The organism is Leucobacter sp. BZR 635, from assembly GCF_048061935.2.
GTDB lineage: Bacteria > Actinomycetota > Actinomycetes > Actinomycetales > Microbacteriaceae > Leucobacter.
This window is the reverse complement of the sequence record NZ_JBLUNZ020000039.1, coordinates 54,208-81,146: the sequence shown is the minus strand read 5'-3', so window position 1 is coordinate 81,146 and position 26,939 is coordinate 54,208. Positions and strand designations below refer to the sequence as shown.

Annotated in this window: 27 protein-coding genes and 1 pseudogene; 17 read left to right on the top strand and 11 right to left on the bottom strand. The window is 65.6% G+C overall.

The window, feature by feature from the left end; all coding sequences use genetic code 11:
- From ACI1US_RS08055 to ACI1US_RS08040, 4 genes and pseudogenes are all read right to left on the bottom strand, one after another.
- Positions 1-537: pseudogene (locus ACI1US_RS08055) on the bottom strand (glucose-6-phosphate isomerase); the annotation flags it as partial.
- On the bottom strand, positions 534-1,643 hold the full coding sequence (gene tal / locus ACI1US_RS08050) for a transaldolase (RefSeq protein WP_416549547.1): 1,110 nt from the start codon (positions 1,641-1,643) through the stop codon (positions 534-536). The pseudogene ACI1US_RS08055 and the gene tal, both read right to left, overlap by 4 nt.
- Positions 1,644-1,757: 114 nt before the next feature.
- On the bottom strand, positions 1,758-3,845 hold the full coding sequence (gene tkt / locus ACI1US_RS08045) for a transketolase (RefSeq protein ID WP_416549546.1): 2,088 nt from the start codon (positions 3,843-3,845) through the stop codon (positions 1,758-1,760).
- 219 nt (positions 3,846-4,064) lie between these two features.
- Positions 4,065-4,991: a COX15/CtaA family protein gene (locus ACI1US_RS08040; RefSeq protein ID WP_416549545.1), complete on the bottom strand. Its 927-nt coding sequence runs from the start codon at positions 4,989-4,991 to the stop codon at positions 4,065-4,067.
- A gap of 231 nt (positions 4,992-5,222) precedes the next feature.
- On the opposite strand from ACI1US_RS08040, the gene sufB reads away from it, so the two are divergent.
- From sufB to ACI1US_RS08010, 6 genes are all read left to right on the top strand, one after another.
- Complete coding sequence (gene sufB / locus ACI1US_RS08035) at positions 5,223-6,641, top strand: Fe-S cluster assembly protein SufB (RefSeq protein ID WP_416549544.1); 1,419 nt, start codon at positions 5,223-5,225, stop codon at positions 6,639-6,641.
- A 2-nt stretch (positions 6,642-6,643) separates the two neighbouring features.
- Positions 6,644-7,822 (top strand): Fe-S cluster assembly protein SufD, encoded by a 1,179-nt coding sequence (gene sufD, locus ACI1US_RS08030; RefSeq protein ID WP_416549543.1) that lies wholly within the window; start codon positions 6,644-6,646, stop codon positions 7,820-7,822.
- A complete protein-coding gene (locus ACI1US_RS08025; RefSeq protein ID WP_416549542.1) occupies positions 7,822-8,154 on the top strand; it encodes a non-heme iron oxygenase ferredoxin subunit in 333 nt (110 codons plus the stop codon). Before sufD ends, ACI1US_RS08025 begins: the two co-directional genes overlap by 1 nt.
- Complete coding sequence (gene sufC, locus ACI1US_RS08020) at positions 8,151-8,909, top strand: Fe-S cluster assembly ATPase SufC (RefSeq protein ID WP_416549541.1); 759 nt, start codon at positions 8,151-8,153, stop codon at positions 8,907-8,909. Before ACI1US_RS08025 ends, sufC begins: the two co-directional genes overlap by 4 nt.
- A gap of 23 nt (positions 8,910-8,932) precedes the next feature.
- Positions 8,933-9,334 carry a metal-sulfur cluster assembly factor gene (locus tag ACI1US_RS08015; RefSeq protein ID WP_416549540.1) on the top strand — a complete coding sequence of 134 codons (402 nt, stop codon included), beginning with the start codon at positions 8,933-8,935 and terminating at the stop codon, positions 9,332-9,334.
- A 249-nt stretch (positions 9,335-9,583) separates the two neighbouring features.
- A complete protein-coding gene (locus tag ACI1US_RS08010; RefSeq protein ID WP_416549539.1) occupies positions 9,584-11,182 on the top strand; it encodes an ABC-F family ATP-binding cassette domain-containing protein in 1,599 nt (532 codons plus the stop codon).
- A 106-nt stretch (positions 11,183-11,288) separates the two neighbouring features.
- Here the strand turns inward: ACI1US_RS08010 and ACI1US_RS08005 are convergent, their stop codons facing one another.
- The 4 genes from ACI1US_RS08005 to ACI1US_RS07990 are packed head-to-tail and all read right to left on the bottom strand — an operon-like array spanning position 11,289 to position 13,821.
- Positions 11,289-12,215, bottom strand: a complete 927-nt coding sequence (locus ACI1US_RS08005; RefSeq protein ID WP_416549538.1) for a cutinase family protein — start codon at positions 12,213-12,215, stop codon at positions 11,289-11,291.
- A complete protein-coding gene (locus ACI1US_RS08000; protein ID WP_416549537.1) occupies positions 12,208-13,065 on the bottom strand; it encodes an SURF1 family cytochrome oxidase biogenesis protein in 858 nt (285 codons plus the stop codon). The genes ACI1US_RS08005 and ACI1US_RS08000 overlap by 8 nt, the downstream gene beginning before the upstream one ends.
- The gene (locus tag ACI1US_RS07995) at positions 13,058-13,417 is read right to left on the bottom strand and encodes a hypothetical protein (protein WP_461639590.1); all 360 of its coding nucleotides are present in this window, start codon (positions 13,415-13,417) and stop codon (positions 13,058-13,060) included. Before ACI1US_RS07995 ends, ACI1US_RS08000 begins: the two co-directional genes overlap by 8 nt.
- A complete protein-coding gene (locus ACI1US_RS07990) occupies positions 13,414-13,821 on the bottom strand; it encodes a DUF3099 domain-containing protein (RefSeq protein ID WP_461639588.1) in 408 nt (135 codons plus the stop codon). The genes ACI1US_RS07995 and ACI1US_RS07990 overlap by 4 nt, the downstream gene beginning before the upstream one ends.
- 145 nt (positions 13,822-13,966) lie before the next feature.
- Here ACI1US_RS07990 and ACI1US_RS07985 point away from each other — a divergent pair, with 145 nt between their 5' ends.
- The gene (locus tag ACI1US_RS07985) at positions 13,967-14,686 is read left to right on the top strand and encodes a beta-ketoacyl-ACP reductase (protein ID WP_461639586.1); all 720 of its coding nucleotides are present in this window, start codon (positions 13,967-13,969) and stop codon (positions 14,684-14,686) included.
- 187 nt (positions 14,687-14,873) lie between these two features.
- On the opposite strand, the gene serB is transcribed toward ACI1US_RS07985, so the two are convergent.
- Complete coding sequence (gene serB / locus ACI1US_RS07980; RefSeq protein ID WP_416549536.1) at positions 14,874-15,512, bottom strand: phosphoserine phosphatase SerB; 639 nt, start codon at positions 15,510-15,512, stop codon at positions 14,874-14,876.
- 29 nt (positions 15,513-15,541) lie between these two features.
- Here serB and ACI1US_RS07975 point away from each other — a divergent pair, with 29 nt between their 5' ends.
- The gene (locus tag ACI1US_RS07975) at positions 15,542-16,336 is read left to right on the top strand and encodes an ABC transporter ATP-binding protein (protein WP_416549535.1); all 795 of its coding nucleotides are present in this window, start codon (positions 15,542-15,544) and stop codon (positions 16,334-16,336) included.
- Positions 16,337-16,507: 171 nt separating this feature from the next.
- Positions 16,508-16,756: a type B 50S ribosomal protein L31 gene (locus tag ACI1US_RS07970; protein ID WP_059059830.1), complete on the top strand. Its 249-nt coding sequence runs from the start codon at positions 16,508-16,510 to the stop codon at positions 16,754-16,756.
- Positions 16,757-16,953: 197 nt separating this feature from the next.
- Here the strand turns inward: ACI1US_RS07970 and ACI1US_RS07965 are convergent, their stop codons facing one another.
- Positions 16,954-17,652 carry an exonuclease domain-containing protein gene (locus tag ACI1US_RS07965; protein ID WP_416549534.1) on the bottom strand — a complete coding sequence of 233 codons (699 nt, stop codon included), beginning with the start codon at positions 17,650-17,652 and terminating at the stop codon, positions 16,954-16,956.
- Between the two features lie 176 nt (positions 17,653-17,828).
- Here ACI1US_RS07965 and ACI1US_RS07960 point away from each other — a divergent pair, with 176 nt between their 5' ends.
- The 7 genes from ACI1US_RS07960 (at position 17,829) to ACI1US_RS07930 (ending at position 25,087) form a co-directional block, all read left to right on the top strand.
- Entirely contained in the window at positions 17,829-18,737 is a 909-nt protein-coding gene (locus ACI1US_RS07960; RefSeq protein ID WP_461639582.1) for an alpha/beta fold hydrolase, read from the top strand.
- Positions 18,734-19,558 (top strand): TrmH family RNA methyltransferase, encoded by an 825-nt coding sequence (locus tag ACI1US_RS07955; protein WP_461639580.1) that lies wholly within the window; start codon positions 18,734-18,736, stop codon positions 19,556-19,558. The genes ACI1US_RS07960 and ACI1US_RS07955 overlap by 4 nt, the downstream gene beginning before the upstream one ends.
- A 173-nt stretch (positions 19,559-19,731) precedes the next feature.
- Entirely contained in the window at positions 19,732-20,550 is an 819-nt protein-coding gene (locus tag ACI1US_RS07950; protein WP_461639578.1) for a phosphatase PAP2 family protein, read from the top strand.
- Between the two features lie 29 nt (positions 20,551-20,579).
- A complete protein-coding gene (locus ACI1US_RS07945) occupies positions 20,580-21,134 on the top strand; it encodes a GNAT family N-acetyltransferase (RefSeq protein ID WP_461639576.1) in 555 nt (184 codons plus the stop codon).
- Positions 21,135-21,524: 390 nt separating this feature from the next.
- The gene (locus tag ACI1US_RS07940) at positions 21,525-21,908 is read left to right on the top strand and encodes a hypothetical protein (RefSeq protein ID WP_461639574.1); all 384 of its coding nucleotides are present in this window, start codon (positions 21,525-21,527) and stop codon (positions 21,906-21,908) included.
- Between the two features lie 341 nt (positions 21,909-22,249).
- Complete coding sequence (locus ACI1US_RS07935; RefSeq protein WP_461639572.1) at positions 22,250-24,298, top strand: BCCT family transporter; 2,049 nt, start codon at positions 22,250-22,252, stop codon at positions 24,296-24,298.
- 150 nt (positions 24,299-24,448) lie between these two features.
- Complete coding sequence (locus tag ACI1US_RS07930; RefSeq protein ID WP_416549533.1) at positions 24,449-25,087, top strand: phosphoribosylanthranilate isomerase; 639 nt, start codon at positions 24,449-24,451, stop codon at positions 25,085-25,087.
- Here ACI1US_RS07930 and trpD read toward each other — a convergent pair.
- The gene (trpD, locus tag ACI1US_RS07925) at positions 25,084-26,151 is read right to left on the bottom strand and encodes an anthranilate phosphoribosyltransferase (RefSeq protein WP_416549532.1); all 1,068 of its coding nucleotides are present in this window, start codon (positions 26,149-26,151) and stop codon (positions 25,084-25,086) included. The two genes, ACI1US_RS07930 and trpD, sit on opposite strands and share 4 nt — an antisense overlap.
- A gap of 167 nt (positions 26,152-26,318) precedes the next feature.
- Here trpD and ctaE point away from each other — a divergent pair, with 167 nt between their 5' ends.
- On the top strand, positions 26,319-26,933 hold the full coding sequence (gene ctaE, locus ACI1US_RS07920; protein ID WP_416549531.1) for an aa3-type cytochrome oxidase subunit III: 615 nt from the start codon (positions 26,319-26,321) through the stop codon (positions 26,931-26,933).
- The last annotated feature ends 6 nt before the right edge of the window (positions 26,934-26,939 follow it).

Here is a 26,939-nt window from a genome sequence, read left to right as displayed (position 1 = left end):
GACCCGCTTACCGCTCGCCTTCGCGCTCGCTTCGAGCTGTGAGCCGGGGTCGGTGACAACGACGATCCGCGCAGCGGCGTCGATGCCTGCGCCAAGGAACGCCGCCTCAAAAGCTGCGAGGTGGCTCAGCGTCTCCACTGTGCCGCCTGATTTCGAACTCACTACGACGGCGGTGCGCCGAAGGTCGCCCTCGAGGGAGGCGCGAACCGCGTCAGGGTGTGTGGAGTCAAGCACCGTGAGCCCGGGGGCAATGAGTAGCGGCGCAAGGCTCGAGCCACCCATGCCGCAGAGCACGATCCTGTCAACCCCTGCGGCCGCGAACTCGCCCGCGAGCTGTTCAGCCTCTGCGAGCACGTGCTCGGCAGCCGCGGCAAAGTCAGTCCAGCCGAGGCGGACGGCGGCCTCCGCGGCCGCCGCCTCGCCCCAGAGGGTCGCATCGCGCTCGAAGAGCCGCGATGCGAACGATCCGGTGAGGAGCGAGCCGAGGGCACCTGCGAAGGCGCTGTCTCGGCTCACCCCTGAGATCACAATGGTCACGCCGACGCCTTCAGAGCGCCCGCCACTGTCTCAATGAGGTCGTCCCACGAGGCGACGAACTTTGACAGCCCTTCGGACTCGAGCTTCTCGGTGACCTCCACGTAATCGACGCCCTGGGCATCAATCGCGTTGAGTACCTGGTTTGCCTCGACGTAGCTTCCGCTGACGGTGTCACCCGTGACCTCGCCGTGGTCGGCGAGTGCGTTGAGCGTCGCCTCCGGCATGGTGTTCACGGTGTTCGGGGCAGCGAGCTCGGTGACGTAGAGGGTGTCCGGCAGCGCCGGATCCTTCACACCAGTCGAGGCCCACAGCGGACGCTGAGCGTTCGCGCCGAGGTCGAGGAGCATCTTCGCGCGCTCGCTCGAGAAGGACTGCTCGTACACCTCGTAGGCGAGGCGCGCGTTCGCGACGCCCGCCTGGCTCTTGAGCGCAAGCGCTTCGGGCGTGCCGACCGCGGTGAGGCGTGCATCGATCTCGGTGTCGACGCGCGACACGAAGAAGGAAGCAACCGAGTGGATCTTCGAGATGTCGATACCGGCCTCGCGGGCCCGCTCGAGCCCGGTGAGGTAGGCGTTGATGACCTGGCGGTAGCGCTCGAGGCTGAAGATCAGGGTGACGTTGACGCTGATGCCAGCTGCAATCGTCTCCGAGATCGCCTCGAGTCCCTCGACAGTTGCGGGGATCTTGATCATCGCGTTCTCGCGATCGACCTTCGCCCACAGCTCCTTGGCCTGCGCGATGGTGCCCGTGGTGTCGCGGGCGAGCCCGGGCTCGACCTCGATCGAGACGCGGCCGTCACGTCCGTTCGACGCCGCGTAGACACCGGCAAAAATGTCGCAGGCATCGGCAACGTCGGCCGTGGTGAGCTCGGCGATCGTCGCCGAGGCGTCAAGGCCGCGCTGCGCGCAGTCAGCGATGCGGTCGCCGTAGCCGACGCCCGATCCGATCGCGTTCTGGAAGATCGTCGGGTTAGTCGTCACTCCGACGACACTCAGGGTGTCGATGAGTTCGGCAAGCTGGCCGCTCTCGATGCGGGTGCGTGAGAGGTCGTCGAGCCAGATGCTGACGCCGGTTACGGACAGCGCCGCGGTACGTTCGTTACTCAATGTTTGCCTTTCGTAAAAGCCAGTACAAGTTCGCAAATTCGCGGGGCGGGGAGCGGTTCGCTCGGTTGGAGCGAACCGCTCGGTGCAAGCAAACCGCTCACCCGCGAGTGGTTGCTAGCTCGCGAGCGAGTCGCGAGCAGCCGCTACGACGGCGTCGGTCGTGATGCCGAACTTCTCGAAGAGCACCTCGTAGCTTGCCGACGCACCGAAGTGCTCGAGCGATACCGAACGACCGCGGTCGCCGACGTAACGCTCCCAGCCGAGCGACAGCCCAGCTTCGACGCTGACGCGCGCCGTGACCGCTGCCGGCAGAACGCTCTCGCGGTACTCGGGGGTCTGCTCCTGGAACCACTCGAGCGATGGGGCCGAAACCACTCGCACGCCAACGCCCTCAGCGGTGAGGCGCTCGCGCGCCTCGACTGCGAGCTGCACCTCGGAACCGGTCGCCATGATCACGAGATCCAGCGAGTCGGTTGCAGTGTCAGCGAGCACGTAGGCGCCGCGGCGCACGCCCTCGGCAGCCTGCTCGTGCGTCGCGAAGTCGCCGCCGCGGGGGAGAACCGGCACGTTCTGGCGGGTGAGCGCGATGCCGGTCGGGCCCTCGTGGCGGGTGAGGATCTCGTGCCACGCGATCGAAACCTCGTTCGCGTCTGCGGGGCGAACCATTGTGAGGTTCGGGATCGCGCGGAGCGTTGCGAGCTGCTCGATGGGCTGGTGGGTCGGGCCGTCTTCGCCGAGCGCGATCGAGTCGTGCGTCCAGACGAAGATGCTCGGGACGTTCATGAGCGCCGCGAGGCGAACGGCGGGGCGCATGTAGTCGCTGAAGATCAGGAACGTGCCACCGAAGCTGCGGGTCTTGCCGTGTAGCTGGATGCCGTTGAGGATCGACCCCATTGCGTGCTCACGAATACCGAAGTGCAGCACGCGGCCGTACTGGTCGCCCGTCCACGTCGAGGTGGAGTGGTTCGCGGGCACGAACGATGCCGAGTTCGGGATCGTGGTGTTGTTCGAGCCAGCGAGGTCAGCAGATCCGCCCCAGAGCTCGGGCATGATCGGGCCGAGCGCTGCGAGCACCTTGCCGCTTGCGGCGCGGGTCGCGACCGAGTCGCCCGGCTCGAACGTCGGGAGTGCCTCGAGTGCGCCCTCGGGAAGCTCCTGCGCCTCAACGCGGTCGAACAGTGCCTTGCGCTCGGGGTTTGCTGCGGCCCAGGCGTCGAAGGACTCCTGCCAGACCTGACGCTTCGCAGCGCCGCGCTCAACAGCCTTGCGTGAGTGCTCAATGACCTCGGGGGCGACGGCGAAGTGCTCCTCGGGATCGAAGCCGAGAACGGTCTTCAGACCTGCGAGCTCGTCTGCGCCGAGCTTTGAACCGTGGATGCCGCCGGTGTTCTGCTTGCCCGGTGAGGGCCAGCCGATGATGGTCTTCAGGATGATGAGCGAGGGCTTCGTGGTCTCAGCCTTCGCCTCCTCAATCGCTGCGTTGAGCTCGGCGACGTCCTCGACGTAGTTGCCGGTCTTCTTCCAGTCGACCTCGAGCACCTGCCAGCCGTAGGACTCATGGCGCATTGCTACGTCTTCGGAGAATGAGATGTCGGTGTCGTCTTCGATCGAGATCTGGTTCGAGTCGTAGATCGCGATGAGGTTGCCGAGCTCCTGGTGACCCGCGAGCGACGACGCCTCAGCGGTCACGCCCTCCTGCAGGTCGCCGTCGCCGGCGATCACGTAGATGTTGTGGTCGAAGGGGCTGGTGCCGGCAGCAGCCTCGGGGTCAAACAGGCCACGCTCGTAGCGGGCGGCGTAGGCGAAGCCGACGGCCGAGGCAAGGCCCTGGCCGAGGGGGCCAGTGGTGATCTCGACGCCGTCGGTGTGGCCGTACTCCGGGTGGCCGGGGGTCTTCGAGCCCCAGGTGCGCAGTGCCTTGATGTCGTCGAGCTCGAGCCCGTAGCCGCCGAGGTAGAGCTGCACGTACTGCGTGAGCGACGAGTGGCCAACCGACAGGATAAACCGGTCGCGTCCGAGCCACTTCGCGTCAGCGGGATCGTGGCGCATCACCTTCTGATGCAGCAGGTACGCTACCGGTGCGAGGCTAATCGCTGTCCCGGGGTGGCCGTTGCCAACCTTTTCAACAGCGTCTGCCGCGAGTACACGTGCGGTATCTACCGCACGATCGTCGAGCTCGCTCCACTCCAGTCCGTTTGCCAATAGCCTGCCTTCCTCGCAGTAAAAAGTTCGCGCCAAATGGCGCGCTCAGCGCGCCGATTGCGCAGCACCTCTAATTCTACAGACAGCCCCGAGCGCGAGGCACGTTTCAGCCCGATTGGCCGAATACAGCAGTTCCTTGGCACTTTGCCCGTGGTGGCCGGGTGTTTCGGGGCGCGCAGCGGTGACTCGAAGCGCGCGGCAACGCTTCGCGGCGCACGGCTATGCTTCGAGCTGGGCCTCAGCCACAGGGCGCTTCAGCCGCAGCACCGTGACAGTCATGGTCGCGGCGGTGAGCGCAGCGAGCACCATGTGCACGCCGACGATCAGCGGGGGGAGCCCGTTGCGGGCCTGGTAGACGCCCACGAGGATCTGCACGACGAGGATCGCCATGAGCGCCGTCGCCCAGCGCAGCGGGCGAAGCTTCTGCACGGCCGCCCAGATGAGCAGCGCGGCGACGAGCCCGAATGCAAGGTAGCCGGGCCAGGCGTGGAGATGGCTGAGGAGCGTCGCGTCGACGCCGTTGCGCACAACGTTCTCGTCGCCGGAGTGCGGGCCGTTCGCGGTGGTGATGACGCCGAGGACGATGACGACGGCCATGACGAGTGTCGTGACGTGGGTGAGGATCCCGAAGCCCTTCGGCACCGCACGCTCGCGCGGCCCGCCAGCCTCATACATCCGCACGAGATAAGCCGCAGCGATGCAGACGATGATGAGCGACACGGTGTAGTGGAACCCAACGAGCACTGCCGCGAGCTCCTCCCAGACGATGACGCCGCCCACGAAAGCCTGCAGCAGCACGAGTCCGAGCACGATCCAGGAGATGACGAAGAGGTCACCGCGCTGCTTGCGGACCTTCCACCCGATGATGACCACGGCAAGCGCGGCGAGCAGCAGGGGGCCGCTGATGGTGCGGTTTCCGAACTCGATGAGCGCGTGGTACGACTGCTCCTGCGTCGGAACGAGTGACCCGGGGGTGCAGAGCGGCCAGTCCGTGCAACCAAGCCCCGAACCTGTGAGCCGCACGGCGCCGCCCGTCGCGATGATGAGCACGTTCAGCACGAACGACGCCCACGCGGCAAATGGCAGGAAGCGTGGCAGCTGGGTTCGAGCGGGCCGAGTTGCGGTCACGCTGGTTGCGCCGGGCACAGGATCTCCTTCGCTTTAAGCTCCCAGTGAAACACGCCTGTCTCACCCGATTTCAGGGGAAAACCTGTAGACTCGGAAGCTGTGGTTTAGTGCGGCAACCCCAACGTCTGATGATTCATCAGACTTCCGGGATTTGTCCGACGCCCAGACTACTGCACCATCGCAGGGAACCGTCCGAGAGCACTTGGGGAAATAGGTTCTTGGTTGCGCGAAAAGAGAGAGGGAATGATCATGCCTGAGGTACTGATCGACCGCCCCGAACTCGAAGGCCTCGGCCAATACGAGTTCGGCTGGCACGACAGCGACAAGGCCGGCGAGACGGCTAAACGCGGACTGAGCGAAGAGGTGGTTCGCAACATCTCGGCGCTGAAGGACGAGCCCGAATGGATGCTTGAACGCCGCCTCAAAGCGCTCCAAATCTTTGGCCGTAAGCCGATGCCGACCTGGGGTGCAGACCTCACCGACATCGACTTCGACAACATCAAATACTTCGTCCGCTCGACCGAGAAACAGGCAACGACCTGGGAAGAGCTGCCCGACGAAATCAAGGAGACCTACGAGCGTCTCGGCATCCCCGAGGCGGAGCGGCAGCGCCTCGTCGCGGGTGTCGCAGCGCAGTACGAGTCCGAGGTGGTCTACCACCAGATCCGTGAGGATCTTGAGCAGCAGGGTGTCCTCTTCCTGGACACCGACACTGCGCTCAAGGAGCACCCTGAGATCTTCAAGGAGTACTTCGGCACCGTCATCCCGTCGGGTGACAACAAGTTCGCGGCACTCAACACCGCGACCTGGTCGGGCGGCTCCTTCGTCTACGTCCCCAAGGGCGTGCACGTGGAGATCCCGTTGCAGGCTTACTTCCGTATCAACACGGAGAACATGGGCCAGTTCGAGCGCACGCTCATCATTGCCGACGAGGACAGCTACGTTCACTACATCGAGGGCTGCACGGCTCCGATCTACAAGTCGGACTCGCTGCACTCGGCCGTCGTCGAGATCATCGTGAAGAAGAACGCTCGCGTTCGCTACACGACGATCCAGAACTGGTCGAACAACGTCTACAACCTCGTCACCAAGCGTGCGATCGCAGAAGAGGGCGCAACCATGGAGTGGGTCGATGGCAACATCGGCTCGAAGTACACCATGAAGTACCCGTCGATCTTCCTCACCGGTGAGCACGCCAAGGGCGAGACCCTGTCGGTCGCATTCGCAGGCCCCGGCCAGCACCAGGACACGGGTGCGAAGATGATCCACCTCGCGCCGCACACCAAGTCGTCGATCCTCGCGAAGTCAATCGCGCGTGGCGGCGGCCGGTCGGGGTACCGCGGTGAGGTCCGCATCGAGGCAAACGCGCACCACGCGGGCAACTCCGTAGTGTGCGACGCGCTGCTCGTCGACACGATCTCGCGCTCGGACACCTACCCGGCGATCGACATCCGCACCGACGACGCGACCCTCGCGCACGAGGCGACCGTCACCCGCGTGAGCGAAGAACAGCTGTTCTACCTCATGAGCCGCGGTATGACTGAGGAGGAGTCGATGGCGATGATCGTTCGCGGCTTCGTCGAGCCCATCGCCCGCGAGCTCCCGATGGAGTACGCACTCGAGCTGAACAAGCTCATCGAGATGAGCATGGAAGGATCCGTCGGTTAACGATGACTACGCTTCAAACTGAACAGCACGGCGCAAAGGCGCACTCAGACGGCGATTGGGACAACCGCGCACCGGTGCAGACCCGATCCGAGCGTTTCAAGTCGGCCAACCGCGCCGACTTCCCGGAGGTCACCGGACGCGAGGTGAACTGGAAGTACACTCCGGTCGCCGAGCTGAAGGCGCTCACCGACGGCGAACTCGAATCAGGCAACACCGCGCTCAGCGTTCCTGAGACCGCCGGCGTCGAGGTCAGCCAGGTGCCGATGGACTCGGAGTTCGTCGGCCGCGCAGGACTCCCTGAGGATCAGGCTGCAGCTAACGCCTGGACCCAGGTCGGCTCTGCCCAGCGCATCCTCCTCACGAGCCAGGAGCGTCAGACGGTCACCATCAAGCGTGACTCGCTCTCGAAGAACCCTGCTGCTGCGCACACGATCATCGAGGCTGCGCCGCAGTCCGACACCGTCGTGATCCTCGAGAACACGGGCGACGCGAACCTCACGGAGACCGTCGAGATCGTGGTCGGAGAGGGCGCGCACCTGAAGGTCGTCTCGATCCAGGAATGGAACGAAGACGCCGTGCACGTGGCAAGCCACAACGTGACCGTTGGTCGCGACGGCAACCTGCAGCACATCGTCGTTTCGCTCGGCGGGAAGATCGTTCGCGTGAACCCGTCGATCCACCTCGACGCGCAGGGCGCGAACGGTGAGGCGTACGGTGCGTACTTCGCAGACGCAGGCCAGCACCTCGAGCACCAGGTCTACATGGACCACAACGCTCCCCACACCCGCAGCCGCGTCGCCTACAAGGGCGCGCTGCAGGGCGAGGGCGCGCGCGCCGTGTGGATCGGTGACGTGCTCATCCGTCGTGTCGCCAGCGGCACCGACAGCTACGAGGAGAACCGCAACCTCACCCTCACCGAGGGCACGCGCGCGGACTCGATCCCGAACCTGGAGATCGAGACCGGCGACATCGAGGGAGCGGGCCACGCTTCGACCACCGGCCGCTTCGACGAAGAGCACATCTTCTACCTCCAGAGCCGCGGCATCTCCGAGGATGAGGCGCGCAAGCTTGTCGTGCGCGGCTTCCTCTTCGACGTGATTCAGCGCATTGGCAACGAGCAGATCGAGGAGAGGTTGCAGACCGCAATCGAGTCCGAGCTCGAGCAGAGCGTGCTTGCGTAATGGCGCGACAAAAAGCGATTGCGCTGTCGGAACTCGTGCAAGACCAGGCCACCAGGGTCGTGCTTGACGGGGTTCCGATGGCGGTCGTGCTCGACAACGAGGGCAAGGTGCACGCCATTGGCGACATCTGCACCCACGGTGAGATCAGCCTCTCCGAGGGCTTCGTTGACGGTGACACGCTCGAGTGCTGGGCCCACGGCTCTGCGTTCTCGCTGTGCACCGGCGTGCCGCTCAACCTCCCGGCCTACGAGCCGGTCCCCGTTTACGTCGTCGAGATTGAAGACGGCGACATCTTTATTGACCCCACTGTTACGAAAGAGATTGAACTATGAGCTCCGTTCTCGAGATCAAGGACCTGCACGTCAGCGTTGAGACTGACCAGGGCGCCAAGGAAATTCTCAAGGGCGTGAACCTCACCATCAAGCAGGGTGAGACCCACGCAATCATGGGCCCCAACGGCTCGGGCAAGTCGACGCTCGCATACGCGATCGCCGGTCACCCGCGCTACGAGGTCACGAGCGGATCGATCCTGCTCGACGGCGAAGAGGTCACCGAGATGGGTGTCGACGAGCGTGCGCAGGCGGGGCTCTTCCTCGCAATGCAGTACCCCGTCGAGATCCCCGGTGTGACCAACGCCAACTTCCTGCGCACCGCGAAGACCGCGATCGACGGCGAAGCACCGGCTATCCGTACCTGGATGGGCGATGTTCGCGAGGCAATGAAGAACCTCCGCATGGATGAGTCCTTCGCTGCACGTAACGTCAACGAGGGCTTCTCGGGTGGCGAGAAGAAGCGCAACGAGATCCTCCAGCTTGAGCTCCTCAAGCCGAAGTTCGCCGTGCTCGACGAGACCGATTCAGGTCTCGACGTTGACGCGCTGAAGATCGTCTCGGAGGGTGTGAACCGCGCCAAGGAGGGTTCAGACCTCGGCGTCATGCTCATCACCCACTACACCCGCATCCTGCGCTACATCAAGCCTGACTTCGTGCACGTCTTCGTTGACGGCAAGATCGCCGAGCAGGGCGGCCCAGAGCTCGCAGACCGTCTCGAGGCAGAGGGTTACGACCGCTTCCTCGTTGACGCCTAAGCATTAGGGCGTAGGCTACTCACATGAGCGAAGAGACCACAACGGAGACCGGAACGGTGTCGGCAGAACCCGTGTCGGCGGGAGCCGTCCAGGCCGCTCCGGTCTCGATAGATCCTGATTTCCGCGAGCAGGCAATCGAGGCGTTGAAGAACGTTTCCGACCCTGAGCTCGGTGTCAACATTGTCGATCTCGGCCTGATCTACGATCTCGCCTACGACGAAGAGCACGACGCGCTGGTCATTTCGATGACGCTCACGAGCGCGGGCTGCCCCCTCACCGACGTGATCGAGAACGACATCGCCGAGTCGCTGGACGGCCTCGTGGCAGCGTTCCGCATCAACTGGGTGTGGATGCCGCCGTGGACGCCAGCGCGGATCACCGACGACGGTCGCGAGATGATGAGGGCACTCGGATTCAATATCTAACGCCCCAGTGGGGCGTTAGATCCGAGGGCCCCACCGAGAGGCGGTTGGGCTTCAACATCTCGCAATCACCCGAACCGGGCGGCATGGCTTTCGAGCCGTGCCGCCCGGTTCTGTTGTGTCCGGGACCGCGCTTGTGCCTTTGCCAGGGCCCGCCGAGCGCGCCCGGGCAGATCTCCTCAGGGTTTCACCCTAGAATAGGTAGGTTGCCCTGATCTGAGGGGCCCGCAAGCTACGAAAGAGTGTGAAGCTGTGATTGTTGTCGAAGATCTCGCGATCGACGTGGGCGCAAGGCGCCTCATGGGCGAGGTCTCGTTCCGCGTGCACCCGGGAGACAAGATTGGTCTCGTCGGGCGTAACGGTGCGGGCAAGACGACGCTCACGCGCACACTGTCGGGGGAGTTGCAGCCGGCCGAGGGATCCGTGTCGATCACGGGCGAGCTCGGCTTCCTGCCGCAGGATCCGCGCACGGGCGACCCCGAGCAGATCGCCAGGCACCGCATCCTTGACGCTCGCGGCCTCGGCACGATCACGAAGAACATGACCAAGGCGTCTGAGGAGATGGGATCCGACGATCCCAAGGTCGCCGAGAAGGCGATGAAGCGCTTCGGCAACCTCACCGACCGCTTCCAGGCGCTCGGCGGGTACGCCGCCGAGGCCGAGGCCGCCTCGATCTCGCACAACCTCGGGCTGCCTGACCGCATTCTCGACCAGCCGCTGAAGACCCTCTCGGGCGGTCAGCGCCGCCGCATCGAACTCGCGCGAATCCTGTTCTCTGACGCCGACACGATGATCCTCGATGAGCCCACCAACCACCTCGACGCCGACTCGATCGTCTGGCTGCGCGAATTCCTGAAGACGTACAAGGGCGGCGTCATCATCATCTCCCACGACATCGACCTCGTGGGGGAGACGGTGAACCGCGTCTTCTATCTCGACGCGAACCGCCAGGTCATCGACGTCTACAACATGGGCTGGAAGCTCTACCAGCGCCAGCGCGCCGCCGACGAGGAGCGCCGCCGCAAGGAGCGCACGAACGTCGAGAAGAAGGCGAGCGCCCTGAAGGATCAGGCCGCACGCTTCGGCGCGAAGGCATCGAAGGCCGCGGCCGCACACCAGATGGTGGCCCGCGCAGAACGCATGCTCTCAGGCCTCGACGAGGTACGCCAGGTGGATCGCGTCGCGAAGCTGCGCTTCCCGGACCCGGCGCCGTGCGGTAAGACGCCGATCATGGCCGAGGGGCTGTCGAAGTCGTACGGATCCCTCGAGATCTTCGCGGGCGTCGACCTCGCGATCGACCGCGGCTCAAAGGTCGTTATCCTCGGGCTCAACGGTGCGGGCAAGACGACGCTGCTGCGGATCCTCGCGGGCGTCGACAAGCCCGACACGGGCGAGATTGTCGAGGGGCACGGCCTGAAGGTCGGCTACTACGCGCAGGAGCACGAGACGCTCGACGTGAAGGCGAGCGTGCTGCAGAACATGGTGTCGGTATCGCAGCACCTCACCGAGACCGAGGCACGCAAGGTGCTCGGCTCGTTCCTCTTCACCGGCGACGACGTGCTGAAGCCCGCCGGGGTACTCTCCGGTGGCGAGAAGACCCGTCTCGCGCTCGCGCGCCTCGTGGTGTCAAGCGCGAACGTGCTGCTGCTCGATGAGCCCACGAACAACCTCGATCCTGCCAGCCGCCTTGAGATTCTCGACGCGCTCGCGCACTTCACCGGTGCCGTCGTTCTCGTCTCACACGACCCGGGTGCCGTCGAGGCGCTCAACCCCGAGCGCGTGCTCATCATGCCCGAGGGCACCGAAGACCACTGGTCGAAGGAGTACCTCGAGCTCATCGAGCTCGCGTAGCCGCTGGGTCCTAGCTCCTAGCTCCTAGCTCCTAGGTCCCAGGTGCCAGGTGCTAGCGATCACCCATGCTCATGGCAGTGGAGGCTCAGGGGCTGGCGGATTCTGCTCAGGCACCATCGGATTCCTGGGCCTGAGCCTCAGACTGGCCCTGATCCCGATCTCGATCCTGGTCCTGATCCTCTGCGCGATCGGTCGCATCTGCCGTATCCGCCGGGGGATCGAGCAGCGAGATCACGAACGCGGCACCGTCGTTCTGCATGCCGTTCTCGTAGTAGGCAACGTGACCGGACTCTTCGAGCGCGAGCGTCGACTGGCAGATGAAATCATCGGCAACGCAGAAGTCACGCATTCGGTCATCGAAGCGTGCAAAGCTGCCGGGAGGCCGCGGTAACAGGCCGTTCAGCGCGGGGTCAAAGTTCCCGTAGCCCGCCGGGTCGACCCCGACGAACCGCGGGTTTCCGTACATGACGACGGCGACGATCCGCTCGGCCGCTTCGTCGGTGATCTTCCCGACCTTCGCGCCCACCAGGCGCGTGTCGGCTTCGGCGAGAGCGTCACCGATCACGAGCGCGCCCTGCGAGTATCCGAGGAGGATCGTGCCCTGATCCGGGCACGCCTCAGCCTGCACGTTGAGGGTGTCGACGAGGGTGCGCGCCCCGAGCGTTCCGCCAGCGTTGATCTCGGTGTCGGCGGGATAGTCGAGGTCGATCCGCTCGACGTCATCGGGCCGCGCCTGAGCGATCGCGCGGGCAACGGGGGCGAGCAGCTGCTTCTTTGGGGGCTCGCCGGTGCCGCGCGCGGTGATGACCAAATACGGCGAACACTCAAGCGGCTCCACGATCGGTTCGGGGAACGCCTCGCTATCGTAGGCGTCCGTGACCTCGGTGGGAGCGGGTTCGGCAGTGACCTCCTGCAGCGCGTCGCGGGTCACCGCAGGATCCACCTCTGCCGCGCACCCCACCAAGAGGGTCGCGACAACCACGACACCGCCGAGAGCTGCGAGCCTGCGACGGGGGAGTCCCGGGCTACGCATCGAGCAGAGCGTCCTCCACGTCGGCGTCGGTCGGCCCCCGCTTCGTCTTTCTGGCCTTCGACTTCTTCTCCATCGCCAGCACTTCCTTGCTGCCGGCGTTGAGGTTCTTATACTCCTGGCGGGCGGCGTAGCCGACCCCGATCGCGCCGATGATGATGAAGACGTACCACTGCAGGGCGTACGAGAGGTGCGGGCCCTCGTCACGCTCAGGCTTCGGCGGCAGCGTGCCATGGCCGGCAGACGGTGTCTCCGAGACGAGCATGCCGTAGGTGCCGGAGTAGATCTCGCCCGTGACACCCGTCACCTCTGCGATGTCCGGTACGTTGATGCTCGCGACGGTGCGCCCAGCGGAGCTTCGGCCGTCGACCTCCGGTTCGCTCGCGCGCAGCCGAACGACGACGTCGACCGTGCCCGCGGGAGGAGCGTCAACGGTGGCGAGCACGTCTTCCATGTCGGTGCCGCTCGCGAGCACCCAGCCGCGATCCACGAAGAACACGCGGCCCTCGGTCGTGCGGAACGGCACGATGATATCGGCGCCGACGCCGTCGGGGCCGGGCCGGTTTCGGGCGAGTACCGCGTTATCCTCGTAGGTGCCCTCGAGCGTCACCGTCAGCCACTTGTGCGCGTCAACGTCGAAGCCCGCGGGATTCGGCAGCGCCTCGGCAATTGGCACCGGCGAGGCGTCGTAGTTGCGGTCGATTCGGGATATCTCAGCGCGCGCCTGAGCGCGACGGTCAAACTGCCAGTTACCGAGATACACACACGCAATTGCGAACACCACAAAGAGCGCGAAATAGCCGATCCACCTCCGCGAATACAGGAAGGACCAGCCCACACGCGTCTCACTCATCGAGCTCTCCTACTGCACTTGTATTGCTGGTACTGCTACTGCTGTGTTTGCTGCTACTGGGCTTGCTACTGCCGGTGTTGCCGCTGCTGGTGTTGCCGCTGCTGGTGTCGTCCGGCGAAGCCATGTCTTGGACCGCCACCACCTCGAGCGGAAAACTGCGATCGCTCAGAAACGAGGCTAGTACCTCGCGGTGGGCGTCGCATGCCAGCCAGGTCTTGCGCCGGTCAGCCGTGTGGATCTTCGGGTTGCGCCAGATGAGGGCCCACGCGGCCTCGGCACGGCAGCCCGCGCGCGAACACGTATGGCGGTGCTCGAGCGGGGCCCCCAGACTGAGGCCTCCAACAACGGTCATGCTTCGTCCTCAATCTGATCTGCCGTGAACGCCGCCCGAGACGAGTCGGAGCGCCTCACGGGGTCGACATCAACAATAAGTAGCTCGGGCTCTGCCGCGTCGACGTTGCTGTCGGGTACGGGATCGTTCGAGGCCAGTTCGAGCGGCTCGGGAACAGCGACCTGTTCCTCCCCGCCGTACGCGACCGCGTTACCGACCATCACGGCAAACCAGGGGAGCACCACCGCGCCAACAGCGGGAATAATGAGCCACCAGCCGCTCACCCAAAACACCGACAGCACACAGAGGAGCCGCAGCGTCATCGCGATGAAATACATGCGCATACGGTGAGCTCTATCCTCGGTCGGGTTCACCCCCGCCGAGGTGACCCTGTAGCTCGGCACTGCGCCGCTCTTTTTTGGCATCGGCTCCCTCTTCAATGCCCCTAGTTTACGGGCTCCGCTGGCAAGCCGCCTGAGCGCGCGTGGGAAGTCGCGATCCACCACCGCAGCCGCCGGATCGCGAGCACGCACACCGCTCCGCGCACCCCGATTCGCTAGGCTGATGGGCATGAATGCACCCATCACCCCGCGCACCGTCCTCATCACCGGCGGCAACCGTGGCATCGGCTATGCCATCGCAGAACGCATGATTGCAGACGGTCACCGCGTCGCCGTCACCTCACGCTCGGGGGAGGGCCCCGCCGGCGCACTCACCGTGCGTGCCGAGATGACCGACGCCGAGTCGATCGACCGCGCCTTCACGGAGGTCGAGGAGAAGCTGGGATCGGTCGAGGTGCTCGTCGCCAACGCCGGCATCACCCGGGACACCCTGCTGCTGCGCATGTCTGAGGAAGACTTCATCGACGTCATCGATACGAACCTCACCGGGGCGTTCCGCGTCGTCAAGCGGGCGTCGAAGGGGCTGCTCAAGCAGCGCTTCGGGCGCGTCATCTTCATCTCGTCGGTGGTGGGCCTGTACGGCTCGCCCGGCCAGATCAACTACTCATCGTCGAAGGCGGGCCTCGTGGGCTTCGCTCGATCCCTCACCCGTGAGCTCGGCAGCCGCGGGATCACCGCGAACGTCATCGCGCCGGGATTCATCGACACCGACATGACCGCAGTGCTCCCAGAGGCACAGCAGCAGCAGTACCTCTCGTCGATCCCGGCCGCACGTTTCGGCCAGGTGCAGGAGATCGCCGGCGCGGTGTCGTTCCTTGCGGGCGACGACGCGGCCTACATCTCGGGCGCGGTGATCCCGGTCGACGGCGGCCTGGGCATGGGGCACTAGCAGTCCGGTCTGCCCGGGCGGCTCGGCCTCCCCGGCCGGCCCGCCGTCCACATCCATTCCGACCCGTTTCATCCATTCCGAGTGCCGCGCGCCCTGCGCAAGGCTCGGAATAGATGAAACGGGTCGTTTGGGGTGTTGGAGCCCCTACGCAGCCAGGGCCCAGCAGGGCCCGAAGCCCACCGGCGAGCTAGCTGAGTCGGTCGAGCAGCGGGATCGCGAGCGCGAGGTCGTGTTCGATCGACACGTCCGCCTGCTCAGTGACGATGGGCTTCGCGTTGAAGCCCACGCCGATCGCCGCGACCGCCATCATCTTCAGGTCGTTCGCGCCGTCGCCGATCGCGACGGTGGCGCTGAGTGGAATCTCGCTTTCCTCCGCCCACTCGGTGAGCGCCACGGCTTTGGCCTCCGCGTGGATGATCGGGCCAACGGTGCGCCCCGTGAGCTCGCCGTCAACGACCTCCAGGCGGTTAGCGCGCCAAAAGTCGAGCCCGAGATCCTTCGCCAGCGGATCGAGCACCTCGTGGAACCCGCCGGACACCACCCCCACCTTGCCGCCACGCTCGTGCACCGCGGCAATGAGTTCGCGAATGCCGGGGGAGAGCCGCACCCTTGCGTACGCCTCCGCGAAGACCGACTCGGGGGTGCCCCGCAGCGTCGCGACGCGTTCGATCAGGCTCTCGGAGAAATCAATCTCACCGCGCATCGCACGCTCGGTCACCTCGGCGACGAGTTCGCGGGTGCCCGCGGCGTCAGCGAGGAGCTCAATGACCTCATCTTGGATGGTCGTGGAATCGCAGTCGAGAACGACGAGTGGGGTAACGCTCATAGCCCCAGTCTAGAGATAGGCTTGACCCCATGACGACCGTGCTGAGCCTCAATGATGCGAGCTACATTCGCAATCGCAGACCGATTCTCGACAACGTGACGTGGCAGGTAGACGACAGCGAACGGTGGGTCATCCTCGGCCCAAACGGTGCCGGTAAGACGACGATCCTCAAGCTTGTCACCGCGAACGACTTCCCGACCACCGGAACCGTCGACGTGCTGGGCAACCGCCTCGGCAAGATCGACATCTTCGAGCTGCGCTCGCGTCTCGGATTCGTGTCGAGCGCGACCGCGCGCCGGATCCCGCCGAACGAGCTCGTCCGCGACGTCGTGCTCACCGCCGCCTACTCTGTTGAGGGGCGCTGGAACGAGGAGTACGACGCGATCGACGTGCGCCAGGCGGATCGTGTGCTCGCGGAGTGGGATCTCCTCGAACTCGCAGACCAGCCGTTCGGCACCCTCAGCGACGGAGAGCGCAAGCGCACGCTGATTGCGCGCGCCGTGATGACGGATCCGGAGCTGCTGCTACTCGACGAGCCGAGCGCGAGCCTCGACCTCGGCGCGCGTGAGCGACTGCTTCAGATGCTGTCGGGCTTCGCGCAGTCGCCGTACTCGCCCGCCATGGTGATGGTGACGCACCACGTCGAGGAGATCCCGCCAGGGTTCACCCACGTGCTGCTCGTGAACGACGGCAAGGTGCAGGCCGCCGGCCCGATCGCCGACACACTCACTCCCGAAAACCTCGAGGCGACGTTCGGGATGCAGTTCGAACTCAGCGTTGCCAACGGTCGCTACGCCGCCACGGCGCGCCCAGCAACCGCATAACCCCAACGCCACGCGCACCAATCTCCGACACGCGGCACACAACTCGCCCGAAACGGGCACGCGAGCGGTTTGGATCTGTTAATATTGATCCTTGGTGCGGTGACGCCGCAAGACTTCTGCGCTCGGCATTTCCGCCGAATCAGCGAGACGCAACAATATCGAAGGACAGTCATGAAGACCGAGATTCACCCCGAGTACAACGCCATCGTGTTCCGCGACCTTGCGTCGGGGGAGACCTTCCTCACGCGTTCGACCCTCACGAGCGACAAGACCATCGAGCTTGACGGAGCAACCTACCCGGTTCTCGACGTCGAAATCTCGAGCGCTTCGCACCCGTTCTACACGGGCAAGCAGCGCATCCTCGACTCCGCTGGTCGCGTCGAGAAGTTCAACCAGCGCTTCAAGGCTTTCGGCGCCTAAGCAGCTGCGCAGCCTCACGGCTGCAACCACGAAGGGGCGGACGATCCACTACGGATCGTTCGCCCCTTCGTGCATTCGCTTGCGGGCCGCTCGCAGGGCCGCTGGGGGCGGCCGCGGCCCGCGCGCACCCGCCCGGACCGCACCGGGCGGGCGCACTCGCTAGTGCAACACCCTAGGGCCGCACCCTAGGGCGTAGCCTAGGGCCGCACCGGCCAGTCGCCCTCGGCGACGAAGTTGGGGTCGCGCACCCGTCGCATGTACTCCTGGAAGTTCTCGGCCTGTGCCTTCGCCCAGCCCACCTGCGCCGCGTGAATCTCTTCGAGCTCACCCGGGAGCGTCGCAGCGTATTTGCGGGCGAGATGCTGCATCACCTTGCCCGAAGCGATTGCGTCTTCACCGGCGTCATGCGCGTTTCCGAGCTCAACGCCGTAGTGCTCTGCTACCGCGACCAGGGTGCGCTTTCCCTTCCGGAACCGGTCGAGCTGCTTGTCGATGATGAGCGGGTCAAGCACCGGCGCGACGTCCGCCTCCGCGATCCCGTAGCGCCGCTGCTCTGAACGCAGCAGCGACAGATCATAGGGAGCGTTGTAGACGACGAGGGGGAGCCCGCGGTCGATCATCTGCGCGATCCGGTCAGTAATCTGCTGCACACCGACTGCCGCGTCGATCCCGCTTGACCGCGCGACCGCGGTCGTGATCCCGTGCACCCGCATCGCGGCGTCGGGAATCTCAACGCCGGGATCCAGCAGCCAGTCGTAGCGCTCAGTCACCTCACCGTGCTCGCTGAGGATCGCGAGCGTCGCGCTCACAATACGCGCGGTGTCGGTCTCAACCCCCGTAGTTTCGGTGTCGAAGACGGCCAGCTGTGCGGCCCAGAGGGGGAGTACGTCGTTCACGGTGATCCTTTCGCCTTCCTCGATAGTACCGAGAACGTCGGACACTCTGCTTATCTCGCCAGCCTCTGCTTATCTCTTCAACCTGTGCTTATCTCGCCAGCCTGCGCGTGCTCGCGGCCGCCGCACCCCCGGCGCGTGCAGTCCCGTGCCAGCCCGCTGCCGATAACATCGATGCTGTGCCAGATTTATCTCCCCAGCTTGTTCCCACGCTCGGCGTCGATACCCGCGATTGGGTGTACGGCGATCCAGCGGGCAAACCCATCGTGCTTGTGCACGGCTACCGGGGGGATCACCACGGCCTCGAGGGCATCGCCCGCGCGCTCGCCATCGCGCGCCCCGAGCTCGCGATCCACGTCCCCGACCTGCCAGGGTTCGGCCAGACACCAGCCATTCCGGGCCGCACTCACGAGCTGTCGACGTTCGGCGAGTGGCTCGTCGAGTTCACCGAGGCTGTCGCACCGGCATCGATCGCCCCTGCGGGCGGCATGATCCTCGGCCATTCCTTTGGCTCCCTCGTCGTGAGCTCGGGACTCGCCCAGGGCGCACGCTCGGCCCGCACAATCCTCATCAACCCGATCTCGGCGCCTGCGCTCGAGGGGCCACAGGCATTGCTGACGCAGCTCGCCATTTTCTACTACCGGGTGGCGGCGGCGCTGCCAGAGCGCGCCGCCAAGGCACTGCTCGGCAACAAGCTCATCGTGCGGGGGATGAGCGAGGTCATGGCAAAGACTCGCGACCGCGAATTGCGCGCGTGGATCCACGATCAGCACCACCAGTACTTTTCCGAGTTCGCCGACTCACGCTCGCTGCTTGAGTCGTTCAAGGCTTCGGTGTCGCACACGGTCACCGAGTTTGCTGCCGCCTACGACATGCCGACGCTGCTCATCGCGGGGGAGCGGGACGACATCACTCCGACCGCAAAGCAGCTCGACCTGCAGCGGCTCATCGCCGACGCCGAGCTCATGATCCTGCCCGGCACCGGCCACCTCGTGCACTATGAAGCCGTCGAGGACACCGTTGCGCGGATCGCGCAGTTCGTGGGGGATAGCCCCGCGAACGCTGCAGCTCAGGAGCGCAGCGCGTGAGGGTCATCCGGATCGACGACCTCAGCCTTCCCGAGCTCGCCGATTTCACGCAGCTGACCGACGTTGCGTTGCGGCGCGTTCGCGAGCCCGCCGAGGGCCTCTACCTCGCTGAGTCGCCGAAGGTCATCACCCGCGCGCTCGCCACGGGCCACCGCCCACGCGCGCTCTTGATCGTGGAGGAGTGGCTGCCGAGCATCGCGCTGCTGCTCGCGGACTACCCCGACGTTCCTGTCTATGTGGGCGCACCCGCGCAGCTCGAGCAGCTCACGGGCTTCAATATGCACCGCGGCGCACTCGCGTCGATGCATCGTCCGGAGCCTTTGGATCCTGAGGAGCTGCTGCGCACCTCAACGCGCGTCGTCGTACTCGAGGATCTCGCCGACCACACCAACGTCGGAGCGGTGTTCCGTTCGGCCGCGGCTCTCGGCGTCGACGCGGTGCTGCTCACCCCCGGCTGCGCGGATCCGCTCTACCGCCGTGCTGTGCGCGTGAGCATGGGCGCGGTGCTGCAGGTGCCCTGGGCACGGCTGCCCGATTGGCGCGAGGCTGGCCCGCTGTTCCGTGAAACCGGCTATGAGCTCACGGCGTTCGCGCTGCGGGACGACGCGCAGGATCTCGCCGAGTTCGTCGAGGACATTCCCGAGAAGCTCGCGCTCATGTTCGGCACCGAGGGCCCGGGACTCACGAAGCGTGCGCTGGCCTCGGCGAGCAGTTCTGTCGTGATCCCGATGGAGCACGGCGTCGACTCCCTGAACGTCGCGACCGCGGCGGCTCTTGCACTGTGGGCGGTGCGCACGGGGGATCAGCGGGCCGCGAAGTAGCGGCGGGCGCGCCCCGCGCAGGCCGGCTGCCGGGCGTTTCTCCAGGCGCGCGTTTTAAACTGTAGCGTTGGTCAATTCATCGCTATCACCTTGCGTTCTCAGCGAACGCCACCGTGCCGCACCGCGGGCCCACAGGCACCGCGTGAGAGGATCATTCCAAGAAAGGGGGATCAGTGAGTACACCTCTGGCTTCTAACGCAAACAGGCGCTTTCGCGTGCTCTGGATCCTGCTCTTTTGGCTCATTCTCGGAGTCGGATCGTATGTGCTCGGAGTGCTGAGCTCTACGGGGCAAGCCGTTGAGGACAACCTGCTGTCTGCCTCCAACTTCAACGCGCATCCGCCAGCGCCGCTGAGCCTCGTCTCGCCGTTTGCGATCGCGATAGCGCTCGTCGCGCTGGGGCTTGTTGCCCTCTGGGTGCACGGAATCGGGCGCGCGCTCACGGTCACCCTCGTTCCGGCGGTCGCAATTGTCGCGTCTCAGCTGCTGAAATCCGAGGTTCTCGGACGGCCGGAACTGCTCACGCTCGGGGCCGAGAACTCATTCCCGAGCGGGCATATGACAGTGTTTGGGACCATCGTTGGCGCGGCGATCTTCGCTGCGCCCTCGCGGATCCGGCCGATCCTCACCGCCGGTGGGGCAGTGCTGCTGGGCGTCGTGAGCTGGCAGCTCCTCGGCTACGGCTGGCACCGCCCCAGCGACGTGCTTGGCGCGCTCGCGCTTGCCGTTGCAGGCTTCGCGATCGTCACGATGTTCACGGGCCTCAACCGCCCGCCGCGGGCGTGGCTGCTCGGCACGGTGTCGGTGGGGCTCGTCATCATCGGGTGGTTGGCAGTCGCCGCCGCGCTGATCCTCACGCTCGTCGCCTGGCAGTCCGTAAACGCGGATCTCATGCTCAGCGCCGGCCAGGCCGGCAGCATCGGAGTCTCGCTGCTCGCCGCGCACTCGCTGCTGCGGCTCGCGGCCCTGACGTACTCGCCGAAGGCCGGCTAGCGGCCCGGTCTTGCGCGTAGCTTTGTTGCATGGAACCGTTCTCGCTACACCCTGATGGCCTGCTGCTCGATCAGCTCACGGGCGCAGACCTCCAGTTGATTGCCCTGTACTGCAGCGACCCGGTGTTTGAGCAATTCATGACGACGCCGTGGCCCTACTCGCTCGCTGACGCGGAGTCGTTTGTGGGGGAGTACGTCCCCGCGGCTTGGGCGAACGGCTCCGAGTGGACCTGGGCGATTCGCCCTGGCGCTGGTGGAGAGCTCCTCGGCGTCATCAGTCTGCGACTGCCCAGCGGCATGATCGGGTTCTGGCTGGGCGCGCCGCACCGAGGGTCTGGGATTATGTCAGCTGCAACCGAAGCTGTGGTCGGTGCCGCCTTCACGCGCACACCGCTGCAGGCCGTGAAGTGGGAGGCGCACGTCGGCAACATAGCGTCGCTGCGCACGGCTCGGCGCGCGGGCTTCAGCTACACCGGCGAACACCCAGGAGCCATCCTTGGGCGCGACGGAAACGCGGTGCAATCGTGGACGGCGGAGATCCAGCACAGCAGCCACGACTTGCAGGCCCTGGAATGGCCGGCCTGACCACTCTTTCCACCCTTGGGCCGATTGTTGATAATCTATATTATGTCAGCTCATGCGAGAGTGGACCCGAAAACCGCTCACCCACCCCCACTCGCCCCAACCTCACTGCACCACCCAACCGCCTCCATGCGTCTGCAGCGCGTTCCCTTCGCCCACTTCTGGTCAGTTCGCGCCACGATCGCCGGGAAAACTCCGAGTTCCTGGCAGGAACTGACCAGAACTTGCGCGGTGGGCCGCCAGAAGCGCCGATACCGTTGGATCGTGGCGTCGCGGGCATGAGGCGGCATGGCTTTTGCGACAAACGTTGCAGAAGGTGCGCGCCCGGCCTAGGGTGACTAGCAGGAACCGCGGGCGACGCCTCCCCCAGCGGCCACCCCACTCGGAGGATCAATGTCCACAGAAGCTACTGGAGCCACGCCGAACGACGCCCCTGTCTACGAAACGCCAGTCAAGGGCGTCAGGGTCAAGAGCCGTCAGCGGACGCGGCGGATGCTCTTCTGGCTGTGGCTCACCCAGGCAGCCACCTCGATCATCATCCCCTCGGTGGTCGCAGCGCTGGGCTTTCGTGACTGGTCCGAGGTTCCCAGCTTGATCCTCATGCTCGTCGGGGCAGGCGCCATCGCCATACTCCCCTACTGGTTCATGGCCGGGCGCGTGCTGCTCGACAAGAACGAAGGCTGGGAGGTGCCCGGCGCTTCCAGCAACGCGGCCGCCAGCGACGGCGGCTCCAGCGCAGCAGCCTCGAGCGCAGCGCCCGACACGAACCCTCTGTAACAGCACACCCTCGCCGCTCCCCCGACTCTACGCGCCGGCCAAGTAGCCACTCGACCCAGCGGCCCAGCGGCCCAGCAGCACAGCGACCAGGCAAGCCACTCGGCCAAGCCTTCAGCCAGGCGGCCCAAGCAGTGCGCCCAAAAGGCGCCTGCCCAGCGCGACTCGCCCAGAGCAGGTCACGATCAGATAACAGGCAAAAACCCAGGTCGTAACCACATTATTCGCCGCAGGGTCGCACGAAGACGATATCGCAGCCCTATCTATTACTCCACCGTGACAGTAGCTTTGACCTGTAACCCCACGGCCGTCGCTTTGACGGAGCAAAGGAGACACAGGGCACTATGCCGGATTCTGAACATCAGTTCCCCCGCACGCGCAAAATCACCGCGCCTGCTCCGCCACCGGTTCCCCACCCGGGTCTCCTTCCCGGGATCGGCGTCGAGCAAACCGGTCTGCGTTTCCCCACCAACTGGATGGTGCTCAGCGTCACCTTCACCCTCACCATCGGGGTAATCGCGTGGGCCTTCATCGCCCCAGACAATCTCGCCGAGGTCGGGGCTGCATCACTCGCGTGGGTGACCGAACACTTCAGCTGGATGTTCGGCGCGCTCGCGGTCGCGGTCGCGCTGTTCATGCTCGTGGTCGGCTACGGCCGCACAGGCGGTATCCGCCTCGGCGCGGACGACGAGGAGCCGGAGTTCTCGACGGCCTCTTGGGTCTCGATGCTCTTCGCAGCCGGCCTGGGTATCGGCCTGCTGGTTTACGGGCCGCTCGAACCACTCACCTACTTCCTGAATCCCGCGCCTGGGCTCGACGTCGAACCCGGCAGTGCTGAGGCAGCCCTCCCCGCGCTCGCGCAGACGGTACTGCACTGGGGGCCCATCGCCTGGGCCTTCTACGCCCTCGTCGGCGGGGCGATCGCCTACAGCGCCTACCGCCGCGGCCGCGCCCCGCTCATCTCTGCGCTCTTTGAACCGGTCTTTCCTGGCAGCAGCCACAAGGTACTCGGCCGCATCATCGACGTGTTCGCGATCATCGTGACGCTGTTCGGCACGGCCGTCTCGCTCGGCATCGGCGCGCTCCAGATCGAAAGCGGTTTCCGCATGGTCACGGGCCTCGGCCCGATGGGCAACACCTTCCTCGTTGGGGCGATCGCGATCCTCACCTCGCTGTTCATCGCCTCTGCGGTATCTGGCGTGAAGCGCGGCATCCGCCGACTGTCGAACCTGAACATGATCCTCACCGGCGCGCTCGGCCTGTTCGTGCTCATCGCGGGACCTACGGTGTTCATCCTCAACTTCATGCCGGCGTCGCTCGTCGAGTTCATCGGTCAGCTACCGACCATGCTCGCCCGCAACCCGAACCAGGGCGCTGACACGGCAGAGTTCCTCGCGAGCTGGACGACGTACTACTGGGCCTGGTGGGTCTCGTGGACGCCGTTCGTCGGAATGTTCATCGCGAAGATCTCGCGCGGCCGCACGCTGCGGGAGTTCGTCACCACGGTCGTCCTCGTGCCGTCAGCGATCGTAGTCGCCTGGTTCGTCATCTACGGCGGCACTGCGATCTCGATGACGCTGGGCGGAGAGGATCTGCAGACCGGCGGATCCGGCGAGGCCGTGCTCTTCGAAATGCTTGAGCGGCTCCCCCTCGCCATGATCACCTCGGTGATCGCGATGGTCGCGGTCGTCGTCTTCTTCGTGACGGCAGCCGACTCGGCGTCGATCGTGATGGCGTCGATGTCGCAGGCGGGCAGGCCGGAGCCGTCGCGGTGGGTCACGATCCTCTGGGGGCTGCTCCTCAGCCTCATCGCGATCTCGCTGCTGCTCGCGGGCGGCCGCGACGCGCTCTCGGGGCTGCAATCGCTCATGGTCGTCTCGGCGCTGCCATTCGCGTTCATCGTGATGGGCATCATGGTGGCGTGGGCGAAGGATCTGAAGACCGACCCGTTCATCATCCGCCGCCAGTACGCTCGCGCCGCGATCGCGCAGGGCGTGCGACGAGGGATCGACGAGTACGGTGACGACTTCGTCTTCGGTACGAGCGAGGTTCCCGCCGACGAGGGCGCGGGTGCGGGCTTCGACAGCTCCGACCCTGCCCTCACCGACTGGTACGTCGACGCGACGACCGGGCCCATCGAACGCGTCACCGGCGAAGACGTGCAGCGCACGCTCGAACCCGGGCGCATCCAGCCCCCCGGCCCGCCGCGCCCCGGAAACACCGCCTCGGGCGACGCAGCGCTCGTCGTTGGCGAGAAGCAGCCGGAGCCGCGCGTGCCACAGGAGCCCGAGCCGCTGGCAGAGCAGCCCGAAGGCTCCGAAGCATCCGACGACGATACGCCGGAGGATCGCCCGAAGGGCCGGCACGGCAGCTCGCCCGAGACTGAGAGCTAGCCGCGTGCGATCCGCCGCCGCGCTGCCCGGGGCCGCGACGACTGGCCCCGCGCCGCGCGGGAAGATCATGTGCATCGAGGGCTGCCGTGAGGCCGGCCGTCAACGCCGAGTCGCACCGCGTCGATTGCGGCGCCCGCTAAGCTTGCCGCCATGTATGTGAAGATCTGCGGGCTCCGCGAAGCCGTCCACGCCGCCCGCGCAGCATCAGAACAGGCAGACGCGGTCGGCGTCGTCATGAGCCCCCGCAGCCCGCGGCATGCCAGCGAAGCAGAGGCGCTCGCGGTCATCGCAGCCGCGAAGGGCGTGAAGCCCGACATCGACACTGTGCTCGTCGTACGCGAGATGCCGGCCGTCGAGGCCGCTCAGACCGCGGTGCGCCTGGGATTCGACGTGCTGCAGCTCCACGGCGCATACACGCGCGAGGACTTCGCGGTGGCCAGCGCGATCCACCCGCGGGTCTGGCGTGCGGCGAGCCTCGCGGATCACCCCGGGCTCCGAGCCGGGGACTCCGGCGAGGAACGTCTGCTCGTCGACGGTGCGGCGGCGGGCTCGGGTGAGCCGTGGGATCTCGGCTTGATCGCAGGGGCAAAGCTCGGCCAGCACTGGCTGCTCGCCGGCGGCCTCTCCCCCACGAACGTCGCCGAGGCGATCGCGACCGCGCGGCCCGGAGGCGTGGATGTCTCGAGCGGCGTCGAGACCACCCCTGGCGAGAAGAGCGTCGAACTCATCTCGCGCTTCATCGAGGCCGCCCGGGGCGCGGATCCGCACCGCACGGGATCCTCTCGCTAGTTCGCCGCTCCCGCGGCCTGCGTCGCGTCGACCCAGGCCTGCAGCTTCGCTTCGGCGCCGCCTGAGTCAATGACCGACTCCGCGAGATCCAACTTGTCACGCAGTCGCGCGAGCAAGGGCCGCTCAACCGACTCCGGCTGGGCAGCAATGTCGTAGGCAACGAGCCCGGCGGCGGCGTTGAGCAGCACGATATCCCGCACCGCCCCCTTCTCGCCGCCGAGGACACGCCGAACCACATCTGCATTTTCTTCGGGCGTGCCGCCGAGAAGCGCAGAAATGTCAGCGCGAGGGATCCCGAGGTCACGGGGCTCGAGGTCGTGCTCGGTGAGCCCGCCGCGGCTGACCTCCCAAATACGCGAGTGCCCGGTGGTTGTCAGCTCGTCGAGACCGTCGTCGCCACGGAAGACGAGCGCCGACGCGCCGCGAAGCCTGAACACGCCGACGAAGGTCGGCACGCGATCCAGATCCGCCACGCCGAGAGCCGACGCTTCCGGGCGCACCGGGTTGCACAGCGGACCGAGGAAGTTGAAGACTGTGGGGATCCCGAGCTCTGCGCGCGCCGCCGCCACGTGCTTGAAGCCCTGCAAGAACCGCGACGCGTGGACGAACGCGATCCCAGCCTGATCGAAGGAGCGCGCAAGCTGCTCCGCGTCGAGCTGCAGGTTCACCCCGAGCTGCGTAAACACGTCTGAGGAGCCCGAGAGGCTACTCGCTGCCTTGTTGCCGTGCTTGACCACGGGAGCGCCCGCCGCCGCGGCCACAATGGAGGCCATCGAAGAAATATTGACGGTTCCGAAGCGATCTCCCCCCGTTCCCACAATATCGAGAGACATAATGGGGAGTTTTATCGGAGCAGCTTCCTCGAGAATCGCGTCGCGAAAGCCGATGACTTCCTCGACAGTCACACCCTTCGCCTGCAGGCCGATCAGGAAGCCGCCGATCTGCGCATCGCTCGCCTCCCCCGTCATGAAGCGGGACATCGCCCACTCAGCCTGCGAAACGCTCAGATCCTCTCCCGCGAGGAGCGTCGAGAGAATTGCTGGCCAAGTGCGATCTTCAGTCATGAGACAATCCTAGTGACGACACGCCACACCCCGGGCGAAGTGGTCCATCAAGGTGAGCAAACGGGGTAGGCTGTAACGGTATTTCGCACAGATTATTCGGCGCGCCGATGATCAGTGAAAATCCACACCAAACTTTCAGCCATAATGGAAGGGTGACAACGACCACTATGAATACCAAGTCAGCCGTGCCCGCGGTGAAGCGACCAAACGGAGTCGCCGTAGGCACGATCGTGTGGCTCGGCAGCGAGGTCATGTTCTTCGCTGGCCTGTTCGCGATCTACTTCACGCTTCGGGCAATGAACCCCGAACTGTGGGCCGAACAGACCTCGAAGCACAACTTCACCTTTGCGGCGATTAACACGTCGATCCTGGTGCTGTCCTCGTTCACCGCTCAGGCAGGCGTCTTCGCCGCTGAGCGGATGCAGCCACGACGCACCGGGTGGAGCCCGATGAAGTGGGGAACCGTTGAATGGTTCTTCCTCACCTTCTTCATGGGTGCCATCTTCGTCGCCGGCCAGTCCTACGAGTACGCGGTCTTCGTTTCTGAGGGAATCACCCTTGCAAGCGATCCCTACGGCTCCGCGTTCTACCTCACGACCGGATTCCACGGAATCCACGTGACCCTGGGCCTCTTTGCCTTCCTCCTCGTGATCGGCCGTATCTACGCGGTCAAGAACTTCACGCACAAGGAGGAGACGACCGCTGTCGTCGTGTCGTACTACTGGCACTTCGTCGACATCGTCTGGATCATCCTCTTCTTCATCATCTACGTCATTAAGTAGAGTCAG